Origin of the sequence: Novosphingobium sp., assembly GCF_965229225.1 — a bacterium.
In the GTDB taxonomy this organism is placed as follows: domain Bacteria; phylum Pseudomonadota; class Alphaproteobacteria; order Sphingomonadales; family Sphingomonadaceae; genus Novosphingobium.
The window spans coordinates 1,774,567-1,797,367 of sequence record NZ_OZ245867.1; the positions used below are offsets into that span (position 1 = coordinate 1,774,567).

Here is a 22,801-nt window from a genome sequence, read left to right on the forward strand (position 1 = left end):
GGCTGGGTGGGGGTAACCACGCCAAAGTCGAGGCGCGACCGCTCAAGGCTTCCACTCCAGAAAACGCCCCAAGAGCGCCAGCCCATAGTCCTGGCTCTTCTCCGGGTGAAACTGCACGCCCAGCACATTGTCCTGCCCCACCGCCGCAACCAGCCCGCCGCCATGGTCGGTCATCGCCGCAATGCTCGCGCCTTCCTCCGGCACGAAGTGGTAGGAATGCAGGAAATAGGCCTCACCCGGCACGATCAATGCGTTGTGGTGCATCGGGGCGACATCGTTCCAGCCCATGTGCGGCACCTTGATGCTCGGATCGCTCGGCAGAATCGCGCGCACTTCGCCGCCGATCCAGCCCAGCCCCTCGGTCACGCCGAACTCGATGCCCCGGTCCGCCAGCAGCTGCATCCCCACGCAAATGCCCAGGAACGGCGCGCCGCCCACCAGCACGCGCTCGCTCATCGCCTCGACCAGCCCCGGCACGCCGCGCAGCGCCTCCACACAGGCCTTGAACGCGCCGACACCCGGCAGCACGATCCGGTCCGCCGCGCGCACCACGTTGGGGTCCGCCGTCACCGCGACGCCTTCCGCCCCCGCCGCCTTCAGCGCATTGGCGACCGAGCGCAGGTTCCCCGCGCCGTAGTCGACCAAGGCAATGACCTCGGTCATTGCGCCCGCTCATCCTGAGCTTGTCGAAGGATGACTTCAGCCACCGAGGATGCCCTTGGTGCTCGGCACCGCATCGCCCTTGCGCGGATCGATCTCCACCGCCGAGCGCATCGCCCGGGCAAAGCCCTTGTAGATGCCCTCGATGATGTGGTGATTATTCTGGCCGTAGAGGCATTCGATGTGCAGCGTGATCCCGGCCGCCTGGCTGATCGACTGGAACCAGTGCTCGAACAGCTCGGTGTCCATCTCGCCCAGACGCGGCTGGGTGAAGCTTGCCTTCCAGATCAGCACCGGCCGCCCCGAAATGTCGAGCGCAACCCTCGCAAGGGCTTCATCCATCGGCGAATAGGCCGTGCCGTAGCGGGTGATGCCCTTCTTGTCGCCCAGCGCCTGCGCAATCGCCTGCCCCAGCGCGATCGCGCTGTCCTCGGTCGTGTGGTGCTGGTCGACATGGAGGTCGCCCTTCACGTGGCACGTCACGTCGATCAGCGAGTGGCGGCTGAACTGCTCGATCATGTGATCGAGGAAGCCGATGCCGGTGCTGACGTCGAAAGTGCCGGTGCCATCAAGGTTCACCGAAACCTGGATGTCGGTTTCGTGCGTGGTGCGGGCGATCGATCCGGTGCGCATGGCCCCCGCCTATAGGCTGGTTCCGCACAGAATCAATTGCCTGCACGCCGCACCCTCTTGACCCGCGCGGCGCTCCAAGCCACCCTAGGCAGGATGAGCGATGCACCCGACAGCCTGATCCCCTACGATGAAATCGTGCAGGAAGCCCTGCGCGCGGTAGTCGGCCGTGTGCTCGGCCAGGTTGAAACCACCGGCGGCACGCTCCCCGGCGCGCACCATTTCTACATCACCTTCAAAACCGGCGCTCCCGGCGTGGCGATCCCGACCCGCCTCAAGGAGCGCTTCCCGGACGAAATGACCATCGTGCTCCAGAACAAGTTCTGGGACCTCAAGGTCACACCCGAAGGCTTCAGCGTCGGCCTATCGTTCAACCAGATTCCCTCCACGCTGGTGGTCCCGTTCAGCGCGATCACCGCCTTCGTCGATCCGGCGGTCGATTTCGGCCTCCGGTTTCAGACGTCGGGCGACAGCGACGACGAGGACGAACCGCTGCACGACGCGGAAAATGATTCGCCTGATGGCAGCGGGCCCGCAGGCCCGGATGATGGTTCCAACGTCGTCACCGTGGATTTCGGCCGGAAGAAATGACCGGGCCCGCGCCGAAGGTGCCGGAACCCTCCGCAAGCGAACCTGCAGGCGATTCGCCGCCCGATCCCGTCGGGCCCGTCACGCGCGCGATCCTCGCCGGCGTCGCCATGCGCACCGGCTCCACCTTGCTGAAGCGCAGCGTCGATCGCGGTATCCTCGGCGCCGCGCCCGAGGCGCTTAAAGCCGCCGCGAAAGCCGCTGGCGCGAAAGCCGCAAAGGCCGCGAAGCCGAAACGCAGCCTCGGCGCGCGAATCCTTACTGCCGCCGCCACGCGCATCGCCACCCGCTCGGTCCCTGGCGCCATCATCGTCGGCGGAGCACTGCTGGCCAAGACGCTCCATGAGCGTCGGAAGAATCGCAAAGCTTGACCGAAACGCCCCCCATGCGCCAACAGCGCGCATGGTCCAGCCGACTCCCCAAACGTCCGACGCACTCCACCGTCGCGGCCTGATGTTCATCATGTCCTCGCCCTCGGGCGCGGGCAAAACCACGATCTCGCGCATGCTGCTGGAGGCCGATCCCGCCATCTGCCTCTCGGTCTCGGCCACCACGCGCCCGATGCGCCCCGGCGAGGTCGACGGGAAGGACTACCACTTCGTTACCCGTGCCGAATTCGACCGCATGGTCGAAAACGAAGAGTTCCTCGAATGGGCCCATGTCTTCGGCAACAGCTACGGCACGCCCAAGGCCCAGGTGAAGGCAGGCCTGCGCGAGGGCCGCGACTACCTTTTCGATATCGATTGGCAGGGCACACAGCAGCTTTACCAGAAGCTCGAAACCGATGTTGTGCGGGTATTCCTGCTCCCCCCCAGCATCGATGAACTGCGCCGCCGCCTGACGGGTCGCGGCACCGACAGCGCCGAAGTCATCGCCACCCGCATGGAACGCGCCCGCGCCGAAATCAGCCACTGGGACGGCTATGATTACGTGGTGGTCAACGACGATATCGACCAGTGCTTCGCCAAGGTCCGCGAAATCCTCCACGCCGAACGCATGAAGCGCGCGCGCCAGACCGGCCTCATCGGCTTCGTCCGCGAGCTTATGCGGCCTTAGGCCGCTAGCAGCGCCGCCAGCTGATCCAGCTGCCCCGGCAAGGCCATCGCCGAACCCTCCAGCGCCTCATCCCGCGCCTCGCGCGAAGGGTAGCGCTCGTGATAGGTCAGCACAGTCCCGCCATCATGATCGGCGAGAGTTACCGTCGTCACCGCCCCGTCGGGGTCCTCGGCATTGGTCCAGACGATTCGCGCATCGGGCACTACCTCGGGATACGTGCCGTGGAACGCCATCGTGCCTTCCTCGCCAAAGGCATAAACCAGCCGGTACGACCCCCCGGTGCGCAGATCGATCTCGCATTCCAGCAAGGTCGCGCCCAACCCCTCCGGCATCCACCACTGTCGGAAAAGCGCATCCTCGGCCCATGCCCGGAACACCTGCGGACGAGGTGCGGCGATCTGCCGCGTAATCGCAAGCTCGCAGTCGCCGATGGCCCGCACCGCGTCTGGATCAGGCATGGTCACGGCCGCCCGGCCCGCGCTGCATCCACTTCGGCCACCAGCACCACACCCTTCGCCGCGCTTTTCGCCACGTCCGCATCGCTGCTCGGCGCGCAGAGCATGAACAAGTGCCGTCCCTCCGGCCCGCCGAGCATGCAGGCATAACACGGCATCTCGCCGGTCGAGACGACCTCCAGCACCGCCCCGCCCTCGCCGATCCGCGCGCATTCGGGGGCAATCGGGTTCGCAATCCACACCGCGCCTTCGGCATCGAGCGCAATGCCATCGGGCACGCGCGGCATGGTATCCGCCCACACCCGCCGCCCCGAAAGCGCCCCGCCGTCGCCAATATCAAACGCCGTCAGTCGCCCGCCCAGCGTCTCGCCGATGATCAGCGTTTTGCCATCGGGCGTGATCACCGTGCCGTTGGGAAAGCTCATATCCGGCGCCGCGACCGAAACCGATCCGTCAGGCTGCACCAGCACCAGGTTGGCTTTGGGATGCTCCGCCAGCACCGCTTCCACGCCCCGCGCGCGCAGCTCGTGGTCGAGATCGAACCCGAAGTTGCCGACATAGGCCCGCCCCTCGGCATCGACCACCATGTCGTTGCACAGATGCGCCGTCAGATCCGCCAGATCGGCATGCATCGCCAGCCGCCCGTCAGGCCAGCGCCGCCACACCTGCCGCTTGCGCATGGAAACAAACAGCAGCGAGCCATCCGGCATCCAGCCCAGCCCCGAAGGCTGATCATCGAGTTCCAGTTCGATCCGGTGGTCGCCCGCCAGATCGACCGAGCGGATGGTGCGGCTGTAGAAATCGCTGAACCACAGCCGCTCCTCATGCCAGCGCGGCCCCTCGCCGAAGTGGAACCCATCGGCAAGCTGGCGGACCGCGCGGCTCATGGTGTTACTCCCCCAGCGGGTTGATATGGTTCTCGGGGATATAGGCGTTCACGATCCCGCCATCGATCGGCAGCGGCGTGCCGATCACATAATCGCCCGCGCGGCTGGCAAGGAAGATCGCGCCGCCCGCCATGTCCTCCAGATTGCCGATGCGCTTCAAGGGGATGCCCCGCGCCGAAGCCTCGGGATTGTTCGCCGCCGCCTTGTTCATTTCCGAGGCGAACGCGCCGGGGCAGATCGCGTTGACGATGATGTTGTCCTGCACCAGCCGCGCCGCCATGCGCCGCGTCAGGTGGACCAGCGCCGCTTTCGAGGCCTGATAGCTGTAGGTTTCCCAGGGGTTGACGCGCAGGCCATCGATCGAGGCGATGTTAATCACCTTGGCCGCCTGATCCACCGCGCCCGCCTTGAGCAGGCCGTGCAGCTTCTGTGTCAGGAAGAAGGGCGTCTTGACGTTGAGGTTCATCACCTTGTCCCAGCCCATTTCCGGGAAATCATCAAACTCCGCGCCCCAGGCCACGCCAGCATTGTTGACGAGGATGTCGATCCGGCTCTCGCGCTGCGCAAGGTCCTCGGCCAGCGCCTCGATGCCCGCGTAAGTCGAGATATCGCCCGGCAGCGCGATGCAGCGCGGCCCCAGTTCCGCCGCCGTCGCCTCGACCACTGCGGCCTTGCGCGCGGTGATATAGACCCGTTCGCAGCCCGCCGCGATGAAGCCCTCGGCGATCATCCGCCCGATCCCGCGCGAACCGCCCGTCACCACCGCCACGCGGCCTTCAAGGCTGAAAAGCTTGGCAAAATCCATCTGTCTGATCCTCAATAGCCGCTGAGCTGCGCAACGCGCTCGGCATGATAATTCGCATCGCCCATGAACTCGGTCAGCGCGCGTTCGCGCTTCATGTAGAGTCCGATGTCGTATTCGTCGGTCATGCCCACGCCGCCGTGCATCTGCACGCCCTCGCGCACCGCCAGATTGCACGCCCGCGCCGCCTTGGCCTTGGCCACCGAGACCATCAGCTCGGCCCGCTCCGAGCCGCCATCCAGCAGCTGCTGCGCCTTGATCACCACGGCCTCGGCGATCTCCAGCTCGGAATAGAGGTGCGCCGCGCGGTGCTGCAGCGCCTGGAATTCGCCGATCAGCTTGCCGAACTGCTTGCGCGTCTTGAGGTAGGTCGTGGTCATGGCAAAGGCCCCGCCGCCGACGCCCGTCTGCTCCGCCGCCGCGCCGATGCGGCCCGCGCTCAGCACCTTGTTCAGCACCGCGCGCCCGCCATCGACTTCGCCGATCACGGCCGAACCGTCGAGCTCGACGCCATCGAACCGCACGTGGCTCGCCATCGAACTATCAACCAGCCGCACCGCATTATGCCCGATCCCGGCCGCATCCTTGGGCACGGCAAACAGCGTCACGCCATCCGCATCGCTATCGCTGCCCGATGTGCGCGCCGCCACGATGATTGCGTCAGCCGACGTTCCATGCACCACGAAGTCCTTCGCGCCCGTCAGGCGGAAGCCGTTGCCCGCGCGCTCGGCACGGCAGGCAATCTTTTCGGGCTTGTGCTTCGCGCCCTCGTCGATCGCGACGGCCAGCACCGTCTCGCCCGCGATGATCCCGGGCAACCAGCGCCCGCGCAGCTCGTCAGAGGCTTCCTTCAGCGCCGTCACGCCCATCACCGACGTCGTCAGGAACGGCGATGGCGTCAGGTTTCGCCCGATCTCGGCGAGCACGATGCCCGCCTCGACATGCCCCATGGCAAGCCCGCCATCGGCTTCCGCCGCCAGCATGCCCGTCAGCCCCATCTCGGCAAACTGCTTCCACAGGGCGTGCCCGAAGCCGTCCTTGCAATTGAAGTCACGCCAGTGGCGCAACTGCTTCTTGATCCCGCCCTCGTCGGCCATGAAGCCGGTGACGCTATCGGCCAGCATGGCCTGATCTTCGGTATAGTACAGCGGCATGGATTTGCTCCTAAGCCTTGAATGCCATCAAAAAACCCAATCCCGCTCATGCTGAGCTTGTCGAAGCATCATGCCCGACGGTTGCGCCAGCACCCTTCGACAGGCTCAGGGTGAGCGGGGTGGGGCGGACGAACCCCTTACGCTCCCGGCAGTTCGAGAATGCGCTTGGCGACAACGTTGAGCATGACCTCGCTCGTGCCGCCCTCGATCGAATTGGCCTTGGTGCGCAGCCACGACCGCGAAGGCGCCCCGCCGCGCGTCTCCTCGCTCTCCCACTCCAACGCGGTGCTGCCGCCTGCCGCCATCAGCAGCTCGTGCCGCCGCTTGTTGAGCTCGGTCCCGGCGTATTTCATCATGTTGGGCTGCGCGGGGTGCGCCTTGCCCACCTTGATCTCGTCGAGGAACTTCTCGCCCATCGCCGCGAAGGCCAGCGCATCGATATCGAACGCCGCCAGTTCCGCGCGCAGCATCGGATCGTCGAGCCCATTGCGCGTCAGCACCTTGCCGATCGTGCTCGTCTGCTCGCCGCCGCCCGCGCCCGAGATCATCTCGCGCTCATGGCCAAGGAGGTACTTCGCCACGTCCCAGCCCCGGTTGAGCTGGCCGACGATCTGGCTCTTGGGCACCACCACATTGTCGAAAAACGTCTCGCAAAACGGCGAGGAACCGCTGATCAGCTTGATCGGCTTGGTCGTCACCCCCGGCGTTGTCATGTCGAACAGCAGGAACGAGATTCCCTGATAGACATTGGTCTTGTCGGTGCGGACGAGGCAGAAGATCCAGTCCGCCTTGTCGGCATAGCTCGTCCAGATCTTCTGGCCGTTGACGACCCAGTGGTCGCCCTTGTCCTCGCCATAAGTCTGCAAGGACACGAGGTCGGACCCCGAACCCGGCTCGGAATAGCCCTGACACCAGCGGATTTCCCCGCGCGCCACCTGCCCCAGATAGTGGACTTTCTGCTCCTCGGTCCCGAACTTGAGCAGCGCGGGCCCCAGCATCCAGATGCCGAAGCTCGAAAGCGGCGGCCGCGCCCCGGCGCGCGTCATTTCCTCGCGCCAGATCTTGGCCTCGGCCGGGTTCATCCCCGCGCCGCCATAGGCCACCGGCCAGTCCGGCACGGTATAGCCCTTGGCCGCGCAGACCTCCATCCACTGCTTCTGCGCCGCGCTCTTGAACACGAAATTGCGCCCGCCCCAGCAGATGTCGTCCTCGCCCTGCACAGGGCGGCGCATCTCTTCCGGGCAGTTCGCCTCGATCCACGCGCGGATCTCCGCGCGGAAAGTCTCCAGGTCCGACATCGCTCGTGTCTCCTCTTTGAATCGGAAGGTTAAGGCGACTCAGCGCACGCTGGCAAGCACCGATTTCGGCACGGTTTTCTGCCAATCCGCACCACTCCCGCATGCCGTAGCGTCAACCCGATCGGCATTGACGAAGGGGCGCAGCAGCCTAAGCTCACGCCAAAATCAGAAACATGGAGAGGTTCCAATGCGATTCCACAACAAGACCGTCGTCGTCACCGGGGCCGCCTCCGGCATCGGCCGCGCCACCGCGCTCCTGTTCGCCGCCGAGGGCGCGAAGGTCTACGCCGCCGATATCGATGAAGCCGGCCTTGCAGCCACCGCCGCCGAATCCAACGGCGAAGTCCACACCGTGCGCTGCGACGTGTGCAACACCGAGGACATCAAGGCCCTGATGGACCGCGCCGCCGCCGAAACCGGCGGGATCGACGCCGTGTTCAACAATGCCGGCGCGGGCGGCGACATGGCCAAGATCGACGAGATCGAGCCCGAGGGCTGGGACCGCACGATGCACCTCCTGCTCCGTTCGGTCGCCTTCGGCATCCGCTATGCGGTGCCCCACATGATCGGCCGCAAGGGTGCTGCCATCGTGAATACGTCCAGCGTTGCCGCAGTCGGCCCCGGCTACTCGCCCAATGCCTACGCCGTCGCCAAGGCCGGCGTGCTCCACCTCACCAAGACCAGCGCTGCCGATCTCGCCCGCCACCAGATCCGTGTGAACGCCGTCCAGCCCGGCTTCATCAACACCAACATCTTCACCACCTCGCTGGACGTCCCAGCCGAACTCGAAGCGCAGGCCAAGGGCGCCATCGCGATGATGAGCCAGGCCGCCCAGCCTGTCGCGCGCGGCGGCCAGCCCAATGATATTGGCGAAGCCGTGCTCTATCTGTGCAGCGAGGCCGCCAGCTTCGTGAACGGCACCTCGATCATCGTCGATGGCGGCCTCACCATCGGCCCGCGCCATTCGTGGGATCCCGAAGTGCCCGATCTGTTCGAAGCGCTGCGCCAGATGAAAGCGGCAGCCGAAGCGCAAGCATCCTGAACTTTCTGCGCTTGATCTGGCGCAAGGTTTAACCGACAGATTAAATCAAGAGACAAGAACGGTGCCCCAGCCCGCACCGCAGGAGAGCAGATATGGATTTCGAACCCACCGAACGGCAGGTCTACTGGCGCAACCGCGTCCGCGATTTCATCGAGAGCAACGTTCGCCCGCGCCACAAGGACTACAAGGCCGAACAGGCCAGCGGCGGCCGCTGGAAGGTGCTGCAGGTGGTCGAGGAAGAGAAAGCCAAGGCCAAGGCCGCCGGCATCTGGAACCTGTTCATGCCGCCGCAGAACTCGGGCCATCACCATGTCGATGATACGTTCGAGTTCGAAGGCCCCGGCCTCACCAACCTCGAATACGCGCTCTGCGCCGAGGAAATGGGCCGCATCGGCTGGGCCAGCGAAGTGTTCAACTGCTCCGCGCCCGATACCGGCAACATGGAAGTGTTCCACCGCTACGGCACGCGCGAGCAGAAGGAGCAGTGGCTGCGCCCGCTGATGAACGGCGAGATTCGCTCCGCCTTTCTGATGACCGAGCCGCTGGTCGCCTCGTCGGACGCGACCAACATCGAAACCCGCATGGTGCGCGAAGGCGATGAATACGTCATCAACGGCCGCAAGTGGTGGTCCTCGGGCCTTGGCGATCCGCGCTGCAAGATCGCCATCGTCATGGGCAAGACCGATACCAGCGCCAAGCGCCACGCGCAGCAGAGCCAGGTGCTCGTCCCCATGGACGCGCCCGGCGTGAACATCCTGCGCCACCTCCCCGTCTTCGGTTATGACGACGCGCCGCACGGCCACATGGAAGTGCTGCTCGAAAACGTCCGCGTGCCCGTCTCCAACGTCGTGCTCGGCGAAGGCCGCGGCTTCGAAATCGCGCAGGGACGCCTCGGGCCGGGCCGCATCCACCACTGCATGCGCACCATCGGCGTCGCCGAAGAAGCGCTCGCCAAGATGGCCAAGCGCCTCCAGTCGCGCGTCGCCTTCGGCAAGCGGATTTCGGAGCAGTCGGTGTGGGAAGAGCGCATCGCCCGCGCCCGCATCGATATCGAGATGACGCGTCTGCTCTGCCTCAAGGCGGCGGACATGATGGACAAGGTCGGCAACAAGGCCGCCGCGCTCGAAATCGCGATGATTAAGGTGCAGGCGCCCAACATGGCGCTGCGCATCATCGATGATGCGATCCAGGCCCACGGCGGCGGCGGTGTCTCGGAAGACTTCGGCCTCGCCGAAGCCTACGCCCACCAGCGCACCCTGCGCCTCGCGGACGGTCCGGACGAAGTCCACGCCCGCGCCGTCGCCCGCATCGAATACGCGCGCCACACCGATCTGCCCAGCGACCCGGGCTTCACCTCGGGCGACATGGCCATCTCGCGCTAAGACGATCAGACCCGCTCCGGCCTTCCCCCTCCCCCGTGAGGGGAGGGCCGGGGAGGGGCGTTCGGCGTCTCGGCAAGGCAGTACGCCCCCACCCAGCCTGCCCCTCACGGGGGAGGAGCCTCACAGTCGGAGAATACGACAATGAAAGCCGCCATCCTCGAAGCCGCCGGCACCCCGCTCGTCATCGACCAGCTCACCGTGTCCAAGCCCGGCCCGCACGAAGTGCTGATCCGCACCGCCGCCTGCGGCCTGTGCCATTCGGACCTGCACTTCATCGATGGCGCCTATCCTCACCCGATGCCCTGCGTCGCGGGCCATGAAGCCGCCGGCATTGTCGAGGAAGTCGGCAGCGAAGTCCGCACGGTCAAGAAGGGCGACGCCGTCGTCACCTGCCTCTCGGCCTTCTGCGGCCACTGCGAGTTCTGCGTCACGGGCCGCATGTCGCTCTGCCTCGGCGGTGATACCCGCCGCCGCCCGGGCGAGGCTCCCCGCCTCACCCGCTCGAGCGACGGCAGCGTCGTCAACCAGATGCTCAATCTCTCGGCCTTCGCCGAAATGATGCTGATTCACGAACACGCCTGCGTCGCGATCAACCCCGAAATGCCGCTCGACCGCGCCGCCGTGATCGGCTGCGCCGTCACCACTGGCGCGGGCACGATCTTCAACGCCTGCAAGGTCACGCCGGGTGAAACCGTCGCGGTGATCGGCTGCGGCGGCGTGGGCCTCGCCACGATCAACGCCGCCAAGATCGCCGGCGCAGGCCGCATCATCGCCGCCGATCCCATGCCCGAAAAGCGCGAACTCGCGATCAAGCTCGGCGCCACCGACGTGATCGATGCGCTCGATCCCGATGCCGCCAAGCAGATCCAGGAAATGACCAAGGGCGGCGTCCACCATGCCATCGAAGCCGTCGGTCGCCCTGCCTCGGGCGATCTCGCCGTCGCCGCGCTGCGCCGCGGCGGCACCGCCACGATCCTCGGCATGATGCCGCTGAACCATAAGGTCGGCCTCTCCGCCATCGATCTGCTTTCGGGCAAGAAGCTCCAAGGCGCGATCATGGGCGGCAACCATTTCCCGGTCGATCTCCCGCGCCTCGTCGATTTCTACATGCGCGGCCTCTTGGACCTCGACAGCATCATTGCCGAACGCATCCCCTTGGAAGGCATCAACGAAGGGTTCGAAAAGATGAAGCAGGGCCACTCCGCCCGCTCGGTTATCGTGTTCGACTCATGACCGAGCCTGTCATCGACGCTCAGGCCGCCTTCACCGGTACCGTCGCCCCCGAAGGCGCAGACAAGCTGGACGAGGCAAAGCTCACCGCTTGGTTCGAAGCCAACGTGGCGGGCTTTCAGGGCCCACTCACCGTCTCGAAGTTCAAGGGCGGCCAGTCGAACCCCACCTACCGGATCGACGCGCCGTCCGGCCCCTACGTCCTCAGGCGCAAGCCGCTGGGCAAGCTGCTCCCCTCCGCCCACGCGGTGGACCGCGAATTCAAGGTCCAGTCCGCGCTCGGCCCCACCGGCTTCCCGGTCGCCCCGCAGTATGGCCTGTGCACCGATGAATCGGTCGCGGGCGCAATGTTCTATGTCATGGGCTGCGTCGATGGCCGCACCATCTGGGACGGCGCCATGCCCGGCGCCACCCCCGAAGACCGCCGCGCCACCTACTTCGCCATGGTCGATACCCTCGCCGCGCTCCACAGCGTCGATGTGGACTCCGTTGGCCTCAGCGAATTCGGCAAGCCCGGCAACTACTTCGGCCGCCAGGTCGATCGCTGGACCAAGCAGTACCGCCTCTCCGAAACCGAACGCATGGAGCCGATGGAGCGCCTTATCGAATGGCTCCCGCGCACCCTGCCCGAACAGACCCGCGTGAGTGTCGTCCACGGTGACTACCGCATAGACAACATGATCTTCGCCCACGGCGCGCCCAAGCCGCTCGCCGTGCTCGACTGGGAACTCTCGACACTCGGCGATCCGCTGGCCGATTTCACCTACTTCGCGATGGCATGGTCGACCGAAAACGGCGGCCGCTCCGGCGTCATGGACCTCGACCGCGCCGCACTCGGCATCCCCGAACTCGATGAAGTGATCGCGCGCTACTGCGAGAAGACAAACCGCGACGGCATCGCCGGCATGGATTGGTACCTCGCCTACAACTACTTCCGCCTCGCCGGCATCATCCAGGGCATCAAGAAGCGCTACCTCGACGGCACCGCCAGCAGCGCCCACGCTGCTGCGATGTCCGACCGGGTCGGCCCGCTGGCGGACATGGCGTGGAACTACGCGGTGAAGGCGGGCGCCTGAAGTCCCCCCCATTTTCACAAAGTGCGAATGGGGAGGTGGACCGCCAACGTCGCGTGTGGTGGGATGGTTTCAAACTCGCTCTAGCTTGTCATCACTCCTCGACAGTTATGATCTTCTTCCGCCTTGTAAATAGGACAAACATACCAAGGATCACATCGCCAACGCCCCAAATAAACAAGAGCAAACCGACTCCTAGAGCCGTGCCGATTGCTGCACCTGCACGCTCGGCATCGTTACTAACGTTTTGGCTGGCGTCTCCGGCAGCAGAAATGCCAGTGATCATCCAAAAGAACATGAGAATGTTAAAGACAATAAAAATCCACTTGATCAACTTACCAAACCCTGATCGATCGCTGACCTCTTTCTGAACCATCGCCATTTTTCAGCCCTCATTTCCAATTCAGATTCGCAGTATTGAAGGTCATTTGCTGCAACCCGTTCTGAAAGAACTCAGCTTCAACGACTGTTTTACGGGATTTTTTTAGTTGCGACAGAAAACTTTTAGAGTTCTCTATAAAAACCATGTTGTTTGAACCATCATTTGCATCAGTACACGCAAATTTTTGCACGGGGCCGTTGTCAAACTTGACGCTAACGTGGGTATTCTGAAAACTGTTGCATAAAATCTGACCACTCGGAACGCCAACTAGAATATCAAAGCCAAATTTAGATGACTGCCGAACCAGTATCTGTCCAGTTTGTTCGCCATATGGAAAATCCAGCTTAATAGGTTCAAGAGCATCGACCTGAGCGAATCTATCCTCACCGCCGCGCATTTCATCTTTCTTCGTTTGATATACCCACGCAGTGACTTCTTCCGCACCAGCAGGCGCAGTCGCTGCGCTGCCCGTCGTAGCGGCAGCCTTGGTTGTGGCAGTATTCACCGGAGTCGTTGACCTGCCAGGCTCCGGCGCAGTCTTTGGCGCGGTGATGCCGACCACAGCAAAAGCCAAAAAGGCCGCTACGCCAAACTGCCAGCGCTTTGCGCCATCGATGTACGGCCTGAACACACCGACGATAGCTGCCAGAAAGACCAGAACGGCTACTGTACTCACAAATGTTGCCCCTTAAACATGGACCACCAACAACGCCACATTAGATACAGCCAAAATTCTCCGCAAATCATTAAATCCAGTGACACCTCAACACGCCCCAACCCCTCTGGCGTTCCGAAGCAACGCCCCCTATGTCCTGCGTTGCAGGCGCAAGACCCGCGAAAGGATGAGGATGACCGAACCAGCCGGGCAAGCGCTTAAATCCGTAGCACCCAAACCCCAGTCCCTGCGCCTCGTGCTCGCCGTCCTCCTCGTCGTCTACATCTTCAATTTCCTCGATCGCCAGATCGTCAACATTCTCGCCGAACCGATCCGCCGCGATCTTGGCCTGTCCGATACGCAGATCGGGCTGATGACGGGGATCGCCTTCGCCGCTTTCTACACCTTCCTCGGCATTCCCATCGCGCGATTTGCTGACAAGCCCTCGACCAACCGCGTCGGGCTGATCGCCGGGGCGCTGATCATCTGGTCGGGGATGACGGCGCTGTGCGGGCAGGCGCAGAATTTCGTGCAATTGCTGCTCGCCCGGATCGGCGTCGGCGTGGGCGAGGCCGGGTGTTCGCCCGCCGCGCATTCGCTGATTGCCGATCTCGCACCGCCCGAAAAGCGCGCCTCGGCCTTGTCCATCTATGCGCTCGGCATCCCCATCGGCACCCTGCTCGGCATGCTGATCGGCGGCCAGCTGGCGGATGCCTATGGCTGGCGGGCGGCGTTTGTCGTGGTCGGCGTGCCCGGCATCGTGCTGGCCGGCGCGGTCGTCCTGCTGCTGCGCGATCCGCGCCGCGCGGGCGAAGCCCTGCGCGCAGCCAATGCCGCCCCGCCGCCCCGCACCTTGTCCAACCGCGAGGCGCTGACCGAAATTCTGGGCTCGCGCGCCTTCGTGCTGTTGCTCGCGGCTGGCTCGGCGGCAGCGTTTCTCAGCTATGGCAAGGCGACGTGGACGACGATCTTCTTCCAGCGCACCCACGGCCTCAGCCCGGGCGATACCGGGTTCTGGTTCGGCATCTGGGGCGGGGTCGCCGCCATCATCGGCACGCTCGCAGGTGGCTGGCTGGCGGACCGCTTCGGCAAGGTCAACCGCCGCCATGTGATGACCGCGCCGGCCATTGGCTTTGCCGTGGCGGTCCCGCTTTCCATCGCCGCCTATTGCATGACCGACTGGCGCTGGGCCCTCGCCCTGCTGATGCTCCCCACTGCGCTCAACTCGCTCTACTACGGCCCCTGTTTCTCCAGCGCGCAGGGGCTGGTCAAACCCGAAGCGCGGGCGATGGCGAGCGCGCTGCTGCTGTTCAGCCAGAACCTCATCGGGCTGGGCCTCGGCCCCCTGTTCTTCGGGATGCTGTCAGACGGGATCAAGCCCATGGCCGGGGAGGAAAGCGTGCGCTGGGTGCTCTATGGCGCGGCGGTGATCGGGTTCGTCCCGGCCTTTTTCTTCTGGCGCACGTCGCTGCGCCTCAACGAGGAGCTAGACCGCAAGGGGCCGTGAGAGCGCCAGATGCCCCCACGGCCCCTCCGTCACGCCCTTACTTGCCGAGGGGAATGCGGAAGCCGACCGAGACCAGCGACTGCCGGCTCTTCGCCTGCAGATCCGCCGGCACGAGGTCGAGCGGCAGCGTCGTCTTGCCGCCATCGCGGTAGTTGTACTGGCCGAACAGCTCGAACTTCGGCCCCAGCTTGTAAGTCGCGCCGGCCATCAGCTGCCACGCGAAGTTGGTTTCCTTGCCCTGCCCGACATCGATGTTCGAGGGGCGATAGTCGAACTTCGTTTCCTGCACGCCCACGCCGCCGCCCACATAGGGCTGGAACGCGCTGCCGGTGTTGATGTCGTAGTAGGCGTTGACGAAACCGGCGATGCCGCGCTGGCTGCCGATCCCGCTATCGACCACCTGGCCCACGGTCGAACCCACGGTCGGGCCGCGCGTCAGGATCGAGGCGTCGATGGCATCGATGTTGGTGCCACCCACAGTCACGCCGCTGTGGCGCCGCACATTGGCGCGCGTGAAGGCGAACTCGCCCTCGATGCGGAAGCCGTTGTCGAAGCGGTGGCCGACCTGCGCCGCGAAGTTGTAGCCCACGTCGAAGCTGGTCTTCCAGCCCAGCGGCGTGCCCGAGGCGATGGCCGGGTAAGCCGGCGAGGTCGTGGCAGGTACATCGGAAGTGAATGTACCTTGGTTATTCGAATTGTGCGGAGCAGAAACACCTGCCGATACACCGACATATGTCTGCGCATTTGCACTGTTAGCCATCGCTACAGCAACACAAGCCGAAGCAAGTAGCAAATAGTTATTCCTCATCACGCGACCCTTTCTCTTGGATACACGCTTGCATTCCAGAAACACTTCGCAAATGTTGCGAGTCATAACTGTATATGTTCGCGGTGGCCTGTCGATACGCCCGGCGCCTGTACTGAAAATGAACAGTGCGATGAGCCGAGTGCGGCGTGCCCAAGCAGGTCGATTCGTCTGTTTTTCTTCCGCGCAAGTGTGGCGAAAATGCCCCAGCCGACCACCCTTGCCGCGCGAGCCCAATCGGCTCTAGGAGGCACGGCCATGGCCGAACCCGCCCCCATCACTGTTGCCGCACTCTATCGCTTCGCCCGCTTCCCGGACCCGGCAGCGCTGCGCACGCCGCTGCTCGAAGCCTGCGAGTCCGCCGGCATCAAGGGCACGCTGATCCTGGCCGGAGAGGGCATCAACGGCACCATCGCCGGCACCGCGCAAGGCATCACGCGCGTGCTCGCGTCGATCCGCGCCCTGCCCGGCTGCGCCGACCTTGATGTGAAACTATCCACCGCCGAGGCGATGCCCTTCGGCCGCCTCAAGGTCCGCCTGAAGCGCGAGATCGTGACGATGGGCGAGCCCGATATCGATCCCCTCGCCGCGGTCGGCACCTATGTCGCCGCGCACGATTGGAACGCGCTAATTGCCGATCCCGAAACCATCGTGATCGACACGCGCAACGCCTATGAGGTCGCCGTCGGCACCTTCGCGGGCGCGATCAATCCCGAAACGCGCAGCTTCCGCGAATTCCCCGCCTGGTTCCGCCGCGAACGGGACCGCCTTCTGGGTGCCGGAAAACAGCCAAAGGTCGCGATGTTCTGCACCGGCGGCATCCGCTGCGAGAAATCGACCGCCTTCCTCAAGGCCGAAGGCGTTGAGGAGGTCTACCACCTTCAGGGCGGCATCCTGCGCTATCTCGAAGACGTGCCCGCCGAAGAGAGCCTGTGGCAGGGCGAATGCTTCGTGTTCGACGAACGCGTCGCGCTCGGCCATGGGCTGACCGAGGGCGAACACATCCTATGCCGCGCCTGCGGCCGCGCGGTGGCAGCGGGCGAAGTCTGCGCTTGCAAGGATTGATTTCGCGCAGAGATCGCCGAGTCCGCAGAGACCTTGGAGTTCACGGCGAAGCCGCTTCTTGTCCTTCGGCAAGGAGAATGCGTCAGGGCCTCCGGCCCGAATTCTCTCTATCTCTGCGATCTCTGCGATCTCTGCGCGAACCCCCTTCTCTTCTCGGCGCCTCCGCGCCACGGGGCGAACCAATTCACCCCACCACAAACGTGAGCGCGCCGTCGCCCTCATCAATCCGAACCGTGCTGCCATCGGGGATTTCGCCCCCCAGCAGCCGTTCGGCGAGCGGATCCTGCACATAGCGCTGCACCGCGCGCTTCAGCGGCCTTGCGCCATAGACCGGATCATAGCCCACCCGGCCCAGCCAGCGCTTCGCCGCATCGGTCAGGTCGATCACGATCTTGCGGTCCTTCAGCAGCTGCTGCACCCGCGCCACCTGCAGATCGACGATCGGCGCCATGTGTTCGTGGCCCAGCCGGTGGAACAGGATGATCTCGTCCAGCCGGTTCAGGAATTCCGGCCGGAAGTGCCCGCGCACCACGTCCATCACCTGCGGCTCGACCGTGCTCACGTCCTGCCCCTCTTCCAGATTGGCGAGGTACTGGCTGCCAAGGTTGGAGGTCAGCACGATCAGCGTGTTGGTGAAGTCCACCACGCGGCCCTGCCCGTCGGTCAGACGGCCATCGTCGAGCACTTGCAGCAGCACGTTGAACACGTCCTGATGCGCCTTTTCCACCTCGTCGAACAGCACGACCTGATAGGGCCGCCGCCGCACCGCCTCGGTCAGCACGCCGCCTTCATCGTAGCCGACATAGCCCGGAGGCGCGCCGATCAGCCGGCTCACGGAATGCTTCTCCATGAACTCCGACATGTCGATGCGCACCATCGCGTTGTCGTCGTCGAACAGGAAGCCCGCGAGCGCCTTGGTCAGCTCGGTCTTGCCCACGCCCGTGGGGCCAAGAAACAGGAACGAGCCCAGGGGCCGGTTCGGGTCCTGCAAGCCCGCCCGCGCGCGCCGCACCGCCTTGGAGACCGCGACCACAGCGTCGCGCTGTCCGATCACCCGCTTGCCGATGGTCTCTTCCATCTTGAGCAGCTTCTCGCGCTCGCCCTGCAGCATCCGCTCCACCGGCACGCCGGTCCAGCGGCTCACCACGCCCGCGATGTCATCGGCAGTCACTTCCTCGCGCAGCAGCGCGTTCTCCGCCATGCCTTGGGCTTCGGCCAGCTGCTTTTCGAGCTCGGGAATCCGGCCATAGGCCAGCTCCCCCGCCTTGCCGAGATCGCCCTGCCGCTGCGCCTGCTCCAGCTCGAGCCGCGCCGCATCGAGCGCTTCCTTGATCTTGCCTTCGGCCGCGATCTTGTCGCGCTCGTTCTGCCAGCGCGTCGTCAGCTCGCTCGATTGCTGCTCCAGATTGGCCAGTTCCTCGCGCAGCGCCGCCAGCCGGTCCTTCGAAGCACTGTCGCTCTCCTTCGCGAGCGCCATTTCCTCGATCTTCAGCTGGATGATCCGCCGGTCGAGGTTCTCGATCTCCTCGGGCTTGCTCTCCACTTCCATGCGCAGTCGGCTCGCCGCCTCGTCCATCAGGTCGATGGCCTTATCGGGCAGGAAGCGGTCCGCGATGTAGCGGTTGGACAGCGTCGCTGCCGCGACAATCGCACCGTCGGTGATCCGCACGCCGTGGTGCAACTCATACTTCTCCTTCAGCCCGCGCAGGATCGAGATCGTGTCCTCCACGGTCGGCTCACCCACGAACACCGGCTGGAACCGCCGCTGCAGCGCGGGGTCCTTCTCGACATACTTCTGGTACTCATCGAGCGTGGTCGCCCCGATGCAGTGCAGTTCGCCGCGCGCCAGCGCCGGCTTCAGCAGGTTGCCCGCATCCATCGCGCCTTCCGATTTGCCCGCACCGATCAGCGTGTGCATCTCGTCGATGAACAGGATGATCTCGCCCTCGGCGCCCTTCACCTCGTCGAGCACGGCCTTGAGGCGCTCCTCGAATTCGCCGCGATACTTCGCGCCCGCAATCAGGCTGCCCATGTCGAGCGACATCAGTCGCCGATGCTTGAGGCTATCGGGCACGTCGCCATTGGCGATGCGGATCGCAAGCCCTTCCGCAATCGCGGTCTTGCCCACGCCCGGTTCGCCGATCAGCGCGGGGTTGTTCTTGGTCCGCCGCGCCAGGATCTGGATCGTGCGGCGGATTTCCTCGTCGCGACCGATCACCGGGTCGAGCTTGCCCTCGCGCGCCGCTTCCGTCAGGTCGCGGGCATACTTCTTCATCGCCTCATAGGCGTTTTCCGCCCCGGCGCTGTCCGCCGTGCGGCCACCGCGCAGCGCGGTGATCGCCGCCTCCAGCGCCTGCGCGGTCACGTTCGCGGTCTTGAGCGCCTGCCCCGCCGCGGTCGTGGTCGCCAGCGTCAGCGCGACAAGCATGCGCTCCACGGTCACATAGGCATCGCCGCTCTTCGCCGCGATCTGCTCCGCCGCATCGAGCACGCGCACGGCATCGTTATCCAGCCCGGGCGTCTGCTGCGCTCCGCCGCCGGATACCGCCGGAATCTTGGCCAGCGCCTTGTCGGTCTCCGCGAGCGCGACAGACGCCGTGCCCCCGGCGCGCTGGATCAGCCCGGATGCCATGCCTTCGCTGTCTTCCAGCAAGGCCTTCAGCACATGTTCGGGGCCAATCCGCTGGTGGCTATTGCGGATGGCAACGGTTTGCGCCGCCTGCAGGAAGCCCTTGGCGCGATCGGTGAATTTCTCGAGGTTCATGGGGTAGATTTCCTCCTGATGCCCCGAAGGTAGTGTGTCATTTCAGCCACACAAGGACATGGATCAAAAATCCGTCCGTAGCTCTCTCCGGGTCCCCTTGTGCCGGGAACCTCGGCACCTTGGCTGCCGCAGCCGCCAGCAACTGCCTAGCGCCCACTAATTGCGCGCCTGTCGATGCACAGATGACGTTCGTCGGGCACCGCCTGTCCTACAGGCCAGCTTGCCGGTATGCTTGAACGCATGACGTTAGTCTGCATCGCACCGATCCGGCCCCTGATCGTTTTCATCGATCAAAAGCCCGCCAGTGATCGATTGCAATTATTCCTCAGGACAGTGTCAACTGTGTCAACTTGCCGCCCAGAGGCCCGCCCATCGGGGCAAGTGGACGCCCGATTCGATTTTGCTTCTGTTCAGCCAAGCCATGCTCTGAAACAGAGCGACATCCCCTCCCAGCGCGGCCGCCGTCCGGCACGCCGCGCCAGCCGCAGGATCACCATGCCCCGTTCGCTGCCCCGTTCGCTGCCCCGTTCGCTGATGGCCTCTTTGCTTGCGCTCCCCGTCCTCCTCGCCGCCGTGCCGGCACTCGCTGCCGATCCTGCGGCGCCCCAAATCAAGGCCGCGCCGGTCGCCGAACTCGTCAACTCGGTGAACATTCCCTACGAGCGCTTCACGCTCCCCAACGGCCTCACCGTCCTCGTCCACACCGATCGCAAGGCGCCCGTCGTGGCGCTGTCGGTGTGGTACAAGGTCGGCTCGAAGAACGAGCCGCGCGGCAAGACCGGCTTTGCCCACCTGTTCGAGCACCTGATGTTCAACGGCTCGGAAAACGCGCCGGACGACTTCTTCGGTCCGCTCAAGGAAATCGGCGCGACCGATGCCAATGGCACGACCTGGTTCGACCGCACCAACTACTACGAGACCGTGCCCAAGGCCGCGCTCGACCGCGCGCTGATGCTCGAAAGCGACCGGATGGGCCACCTCCTCGGCGCGGTGACGCAGGAGAAGCTCGATAACCAGCGCGGCGTCGTCCAGAACGAGAAGCGGCAGGGCGATAACGCCCCCTTCGGCCTGATCGAATACGAAGAGTACGAAACGCTCTATCCGGCCGGTAATCCTTACCACCACACCACCATCGGCTCGATGGCCGATCTCGACAGCGCCAGCCTCGATGATGTGAAGGGCTGGTTCCGCGATCACTACGGCCCGAACAATGCAGTGCTGGTGCTTGCGGGCGATCTCGATCTCGCCACCGCGAAGGCCAAGGTGGAAAAGTGGTTCGGCGCGATTCCTGCCGGTCCCGCCGTCCAGCCGGTCAGCGTGCCGGTGCCGACCCTGCCCGCGCCCATCGCGCGCACCGTGCAGGACCGTGTCGCCACCACCCGCGTCTACCGCATGTGGGCGGTCCCCGGGCTCGACAATCCGGACTATCTCCCGCTGCAGGTCGGCGGCCTGATCCTCGGCGGGCTGGCCAGCTCGCGACTCGATGATGCGCTGGTGCGCGGTGCGCAGATCGCCGTATCGGCCTCCGCCCACGCCGATATCTTCGCGCAGGGCGGCCAGTTCGTGATGGAAGCCGATGTGAAACCGGGTGCGGACCCGGCCAAGGTCGGCGCGGCGCTCGATGCGCAGCTCACGCGACTGATGACCGAGGGCCCCACGCCGGATGAGCTCGCCCGCGCCGCAACCACCTTCGCGGCGGGCGAGATCCGCTCGCTTGAATCGGTGGGCGGCGGCGGCAAGGCGGCGACGCTGGCCGAAGGGCTGATCTATTCGGGCGATCCGGCGCACTACCGCAAGGAACTGGAAGCCGCGGCGAAGCTCACCCCCGCCGCAGTGCGCGATGCGCTGGCCAAGTGGATGAAGCGCCCGGTCTTCGCGCTCACTGTCGTCCCCGGCGAACGTACCAGTGGCGGCGAAGCGCGCGGCGGCGATGCGGCGCTGCCCCCGGCTGTCGCCGCGCCTGCCGCGCCTGTCGCCGTGGCGGCAACCACCGCCGATGCCGATCGCAGCAAGATCCCGCCTGCTGGTGACGTGCCCACGCTCGATTTCCCCGCCATCGAGCGCACCAGCCTCAAGAACGGCATGAAAGTCGTCTTCGCCCGCCGCAGCGCAGTGCCGATCGTATCGGTGCGGGTCTCCTTCGATGCGGGCTATGCCGCCGATCCGCTTGGCGCGCGCGGCACCACTGCCCTGCTGCTGCGCTTGATGAACGAAGGCACCACCAGCCTCGATTCCTCCGCGCTCGCCCGCGCCAAGGAAACGCTGGGCGCCTCGATCGGCGGCATGGGCCTGCCGGATTCAACCGCGTTCGAGCTGAACGCGCTGGTGCCCAACCTCGCGCCCTCGCTCGATCTTCTTGCGGACTATGTGCGCCACCCGGCGCTCGATCCGGCCGAGCTGGAGCGCGTGCGCGCCCAGCAGCTGAGCACGATCCAGTCCGAACGCACCGATCCCTATTCGCTCGCCAGCCGCGTGCTCTACCCCGCGATTTACGGCCCTGCGCACCCCTATGGCTATGCCCCGACCGGCACGGGCGAGGCGGACGTCGTCAAGAAGCTGACCCGGGCCGATCTCGCGGCCTTCCATGCCCGCTGGCTGCGGCCGGACCGCGCGACAATCTACGTCGTGGGCGACACCACGCTGGCCGATGTCATGCCCTTGCTTGAGAAGAGCTTCGGCAACTGGCCGGCAAACCGCATGGCCCCGCCGGTCAAGGACTTCTCCGCACCGATTCCCGCGCCCACCCCGCGCATCGTGCTGATCGACCGCCCCGGCTCGCCGCAGTCGATGATCCTCGGCGGTGAGGTGATCGCCGCCAAGGGCACCGACGATACCGTGACCCTGCGCACCGCCAATGATGTGCTCGGCGGCGATTTCCTCAGCCGCATGAACACCAACCTGCGCGAAACCAAGGGCTGGTCCTACGGCGTCGCCAGCCTGATCAACGACCGGGCCGACCGGCTGCTGTTCATGCTATACGCCCCGGTCCAGACCGACCAGACCGGCCCCTCGATCACCGAACTGCGCGGGGAAATGACGCGCTACCTCGGCGCGAAGGGCACCACGCCGGAAGAAACCGCGCTCGCCACGCAAGGCAGCGCGCGCGAACTTCCCGGCGCGTTCGAAACCTCGGGTGCGGTGCTGGATGGCGTTGCCAAGATCGAGACCTACAAGCGTCCGGACGATTACTACGCCACGCTCCCCGCCCGCTACCGCACGATGACCCCGGCCGATCTCGATGCCGCCGCGAGGAAGACCATCGATCCCAGCCGCCTTGTCTGGGTCGTCGTCGGCGATGCGGCCAAGGTCAAGCCGCAGCTCGATGGCCTCGGCCTGCCGGTGGAAGTGGTGAAGGGGGAGTGAGGG

The 22,801-nt window shown here is 65.2% G+C and carries 21 protein-coding genes; 10 read left to right on the forward strand and 11 right to left on the reverse strand.

The features are described from left to right. Positions 1-42: 42 nt before the first annotated feature. Both hisH and hisB read right to left on the reverse strand, forming a co-directional pair. Positions 43-663 carry an imidazole glycerol phosphate synthase subunit HisH gene (gene hisH / locus ACO06X_RS08025; RefSeq protein ID WP_421839402.1) on the reverse strand — a complete coding sequence of 207 codons (621 nt, stop codon included), beginning with the start codon at positions 661-663 and terminating at the stop codon, positions 43-45. Between the two features lie 36 nt (positions 664-699). Then, on the reverse strand, positions 700-1,293 hold the full coding sequence (gene hisB, locus ACO06X_RS08030; protein ID WP_421839403.1) for an imidazoleglycerol-phosphate dehydratase HisB: 594 nt from the start codon (positions 1,291-1,293) through the stop codon (positions 700-702). Positions 1,294-1,386: 93 nt separating this feature from the next. On the opposite strand from hisB, the gene ACO06X_RS08035 reads away from it, so the two are divergent. From ACO06X_RS08035 to gmk, 3 genes are read left to right on the forward strand one after another with little or no spacing between them, the layout of a single operon-like run. Next, positions 1,387-1,881 (forward strand): SspB family protein, encoded by a 495-nt coding sequence (locus tag ACO06X_RS08035; protein WP_421839404.1) that lies wholly within the window; start codon positions 1,387-1,389, stop codon positions 1,879-1,881. Continuing rightward, a complete protein-coding gene (locus tag ACO06X_RS08040) occupies positions 1,878-2,249 on the forward strand; it encodes a hypothetical protein (protein ID WP_421839405.1) in 372 nt (123 codons plus the stop codon). The genes ACO06X_RS08035 and ACO06X_RS08040 overlap by 4 nt, the downstream gene beginning before the upstream one ends. A gap of 31 nt (positions 2,250-2,280) precedes the next feature. Further along, positions 2,281-2,934 (forward strand): guanylate kinase, encoded by a 654-nt coding sequence (gene gmk / locus ACO06X_RS08045; RefSeq protein WP_421839406.1) that lies wholly within the window; start codon positions 2,281-2,283, stop codon positions 2,932-2,934. On the opposite strand, the gene ACO06X_RS08050 is transcribed toward gmk, so the two are convergent. From ACO06X_RS08050 to ACO06X_RS08070, 5 genes are all read right to left on the reverse strand, one after another. Further along, positions 2,931-3,392, reverse strand: a complete 462-nt coding sequence (locus ACO06X_RS08050; protein ID WP_421839407.1) for an SRPBCC domain-containing protein — start codon at positions 3,390-3,392, stop codon at positions 2,931-2,933. The genes gmk and ACO06X_RS08050 overlap by 4 nt on opposite strands. 2 nt (positions 3,393-3,394) lie before the next feature. Beyond that, entirely contained in the window at positions 3,395-4,276 is an 882-nt protein-coding gene (locus ACO06X_RS08055; RefSeq protein ID WP_421839408.1) for an SMP-30/gluconolactonase/LRE family protein, read from the reverse strand. A 4-nt stretch (positions 4,277-4,280) separates the two neighbouring features. Further along, on the reverse strand, positions 4,281-5,081 hold the full coding sequence (locus tag ACO06X_RS08060; RefSeq protein WP_421839409.1) for an SDR family oxidoreductase: 801 nt from the start codon (positions 5,079-5,081) through the stop codon (positions 4,281-4,283). 11 nt (positions 5,082-5,092) lie between these two features. Then, positions 5,093-6,232, reverse strand: coding sequence for an acyl-CoA dehydrogenase family protein (locus tag ACO06X_RS08065; RefSeq protein ID WP_421839410.1), 1,140 nt, complete (start codon positions 6,230-6,232; stop codon positions 5,093-5,095). 137 nt (positions 6,233-6,369) lie between these two features. Next, positions 6,370-7,530 (reverse strand): acyl-CoA dehydrogenase family protein, encoded by a 1,161-nt coding sequence (locus ACO06X_RS08070; RefSeq protein WP_298168816.1) that lies wholly within the window; start codon positions 7,528-7,530, stop codon positions 6,370-6,372. Positions 7,531-7,717: 187 nt separating this feature from the next. Between ACO06X_RS08070 and ACO06X_RS08075 the strand changes: the two genes are divergently transcribed. The 4 genes from ACO06X_RS08075 (at position 7,718) to ACO06X_RS08090 (ending at position 12,260) form a co-directional block, all read left to right on the forward strand. Beyond that, positions 7,718-8,572 carry an SDR family NAD(P)-dependent oxidoreductase gene (locus tag ACO06X_RS08075; RefSeq protein ID WP_421839411.1) on the forward strand — a complete coding sequence of 285 codons (855 nt, stop codon included), beginning with the start codon at positions 7,718-7,720 and terminating at the stop codon, positions 8,570-8,572. A gap of 92 nt (positions 8,573-8,664) precedes the next feature. Further along, on the forward strand, positions 8,665-9,954 hold the full coding sequence (locus ACO06X_RS08080) for an acyl-CoA dehydrogenase family protein (RefSeq protein WP_421839412.1): 1,290 nt from the start codon (positions 8,665-8,667) through the stop codon (positions 9,952-9,954). A 141-nt stretch (positions 9,955-10,095) separates the two neighbouring features. Continuing rightward, a complete protein-coding gene (locus ACO06X_RS08085; RefSeq protein ID WP_421839413.1) occupies positions 10,096-11,187 on the forward strand; it encodes a Zn-dependent alcohol dehydrogenase in 1,092 nt (363 codons plus the stop codon). After that, on the forward strand, positions 11,184-12,260 hold the full coding sequence (locus ACO06X_RS08090) for a phosphotransferase family protein (protein ID WP_421839414.1): 1,077 nt from the start codon (positions 11,184-11,186) through the stop codon (positions 12,258-12,260). Before ACO06X_RS08085 ends, ACO06X_RS08090 begins: the two co-directional genes overlap by 4 nt. Positions 12,261-12,351: 91 nt before the next feature. Here the strand turns inward: ACO06X_RS08090 and ACO06X_RS08095 are convergent, their stop codons facing one another. Together ACO06X_RS08095 and ACO06X_RS08100 are read right to left on the reverse strand one after the other, a co-directional pair. Next, positions 12,352-12,639: a hypothetical protein gene (locus tag ACO06X_RS08095; RefSeq protein WP_421839415.1), complete on the reverse strand. Its 288-nt coding sequence runs from the start codon at positions 12,637-12,639 to the stop codon at positions 12,352-12,354. 10 nt (positions 12,640-12,649) lie between these two features. Beyond that, the gene (locus ACO06X_RS08100; RefSeq protein ID WP_421839416.1) at positions 12,650-13,315 is read right to left on the reverse strand and encodes a hypothetical protein; all 666 of its coding nucleotides are present in this window, start codon (positions 13,313-13,315) and stop codon (positions 12,650-12,652) included. Between the two features lie 172 nt (positions 13,316-13,487). Here ACO06X_RS08100 and ACO06X_RS08105 point away from each other — a divergent pair, with 172 nt between their 5' ends. Next, positions 13,488-14,801 (forward strand): spinster family MFS transporter, encoded by a 1,314-nt coding sequence (locus ACO06X_RS08105; RefSeq protein WP_421839417.1) that lies wholly within the window; start codon positions 13,488-13,490, stop codon positions 14,799-14,801. A gap of 37 nt (positions 14,802-14,838) precedes the next feature. Here ACO06X_RS08105 and ACO06X_RS08110 read toward each other — a convergent pair whose 3' ends face one another. Then, complete coding sequence (locus ACO06X_RS08110; RefSeq protein ID WP_421839418.1) at positions 14,839-15,675, reverse strand: outer membrane protein; 837 nt, start codon at positions 15,673-15,675, stop codon at positions 14,839-14,841. Between the two features lie 189 nt (positions 15,676-15,864). Here ACO06X_RS08110 and ACO06X_RS08115 point away from each other — a divergent pair, with 189 nt between their 5' ends. Further along, complete coding sequence (locus tag ACO06X_RS08115; RefSeq protein ID WP_421839419.1) at positions 15,865-16,671, forward strand: rhodanese-related sulfurtransferase; 807 nt, start codon at positions 15,865-15,867, stop codon at positions 16,669-16,671. A 184-nt stretch (positions 16,672-16,855) separates the two neighbouring features. On the opposite strand, the gene clpB is transcribed toward ACO06X_RS08115, so the two are convergent. Further along, entirely contained in the window at positions 16,856-19,435 is a 2,580-nt protein-coding gene (gene clpB / locus ACO06X_RS08120; RefSeq protein ID WP_421839420.1) for an ATP-dependent chaperone ClpB, read from the reverse strand. 534 nt (positions 19,436-19,969) lie between these two features. On the opposite strand from clpB, the gene ACO06X_RS08125 reads away from it, so the two are divergent. After that, positions 19,970-22,798, forward strand: a complete 2,829-nt coding sequence (locus ACO06X_RS08125; RefSeq protein ID WP_421839421.1) for a M16 family metallopeptidase — start codon at positions 19,970-19,972, stop codon at positions 22,796-22,798. Positions 22,799-22,801 lie beyond the last annotated feature (3 nt).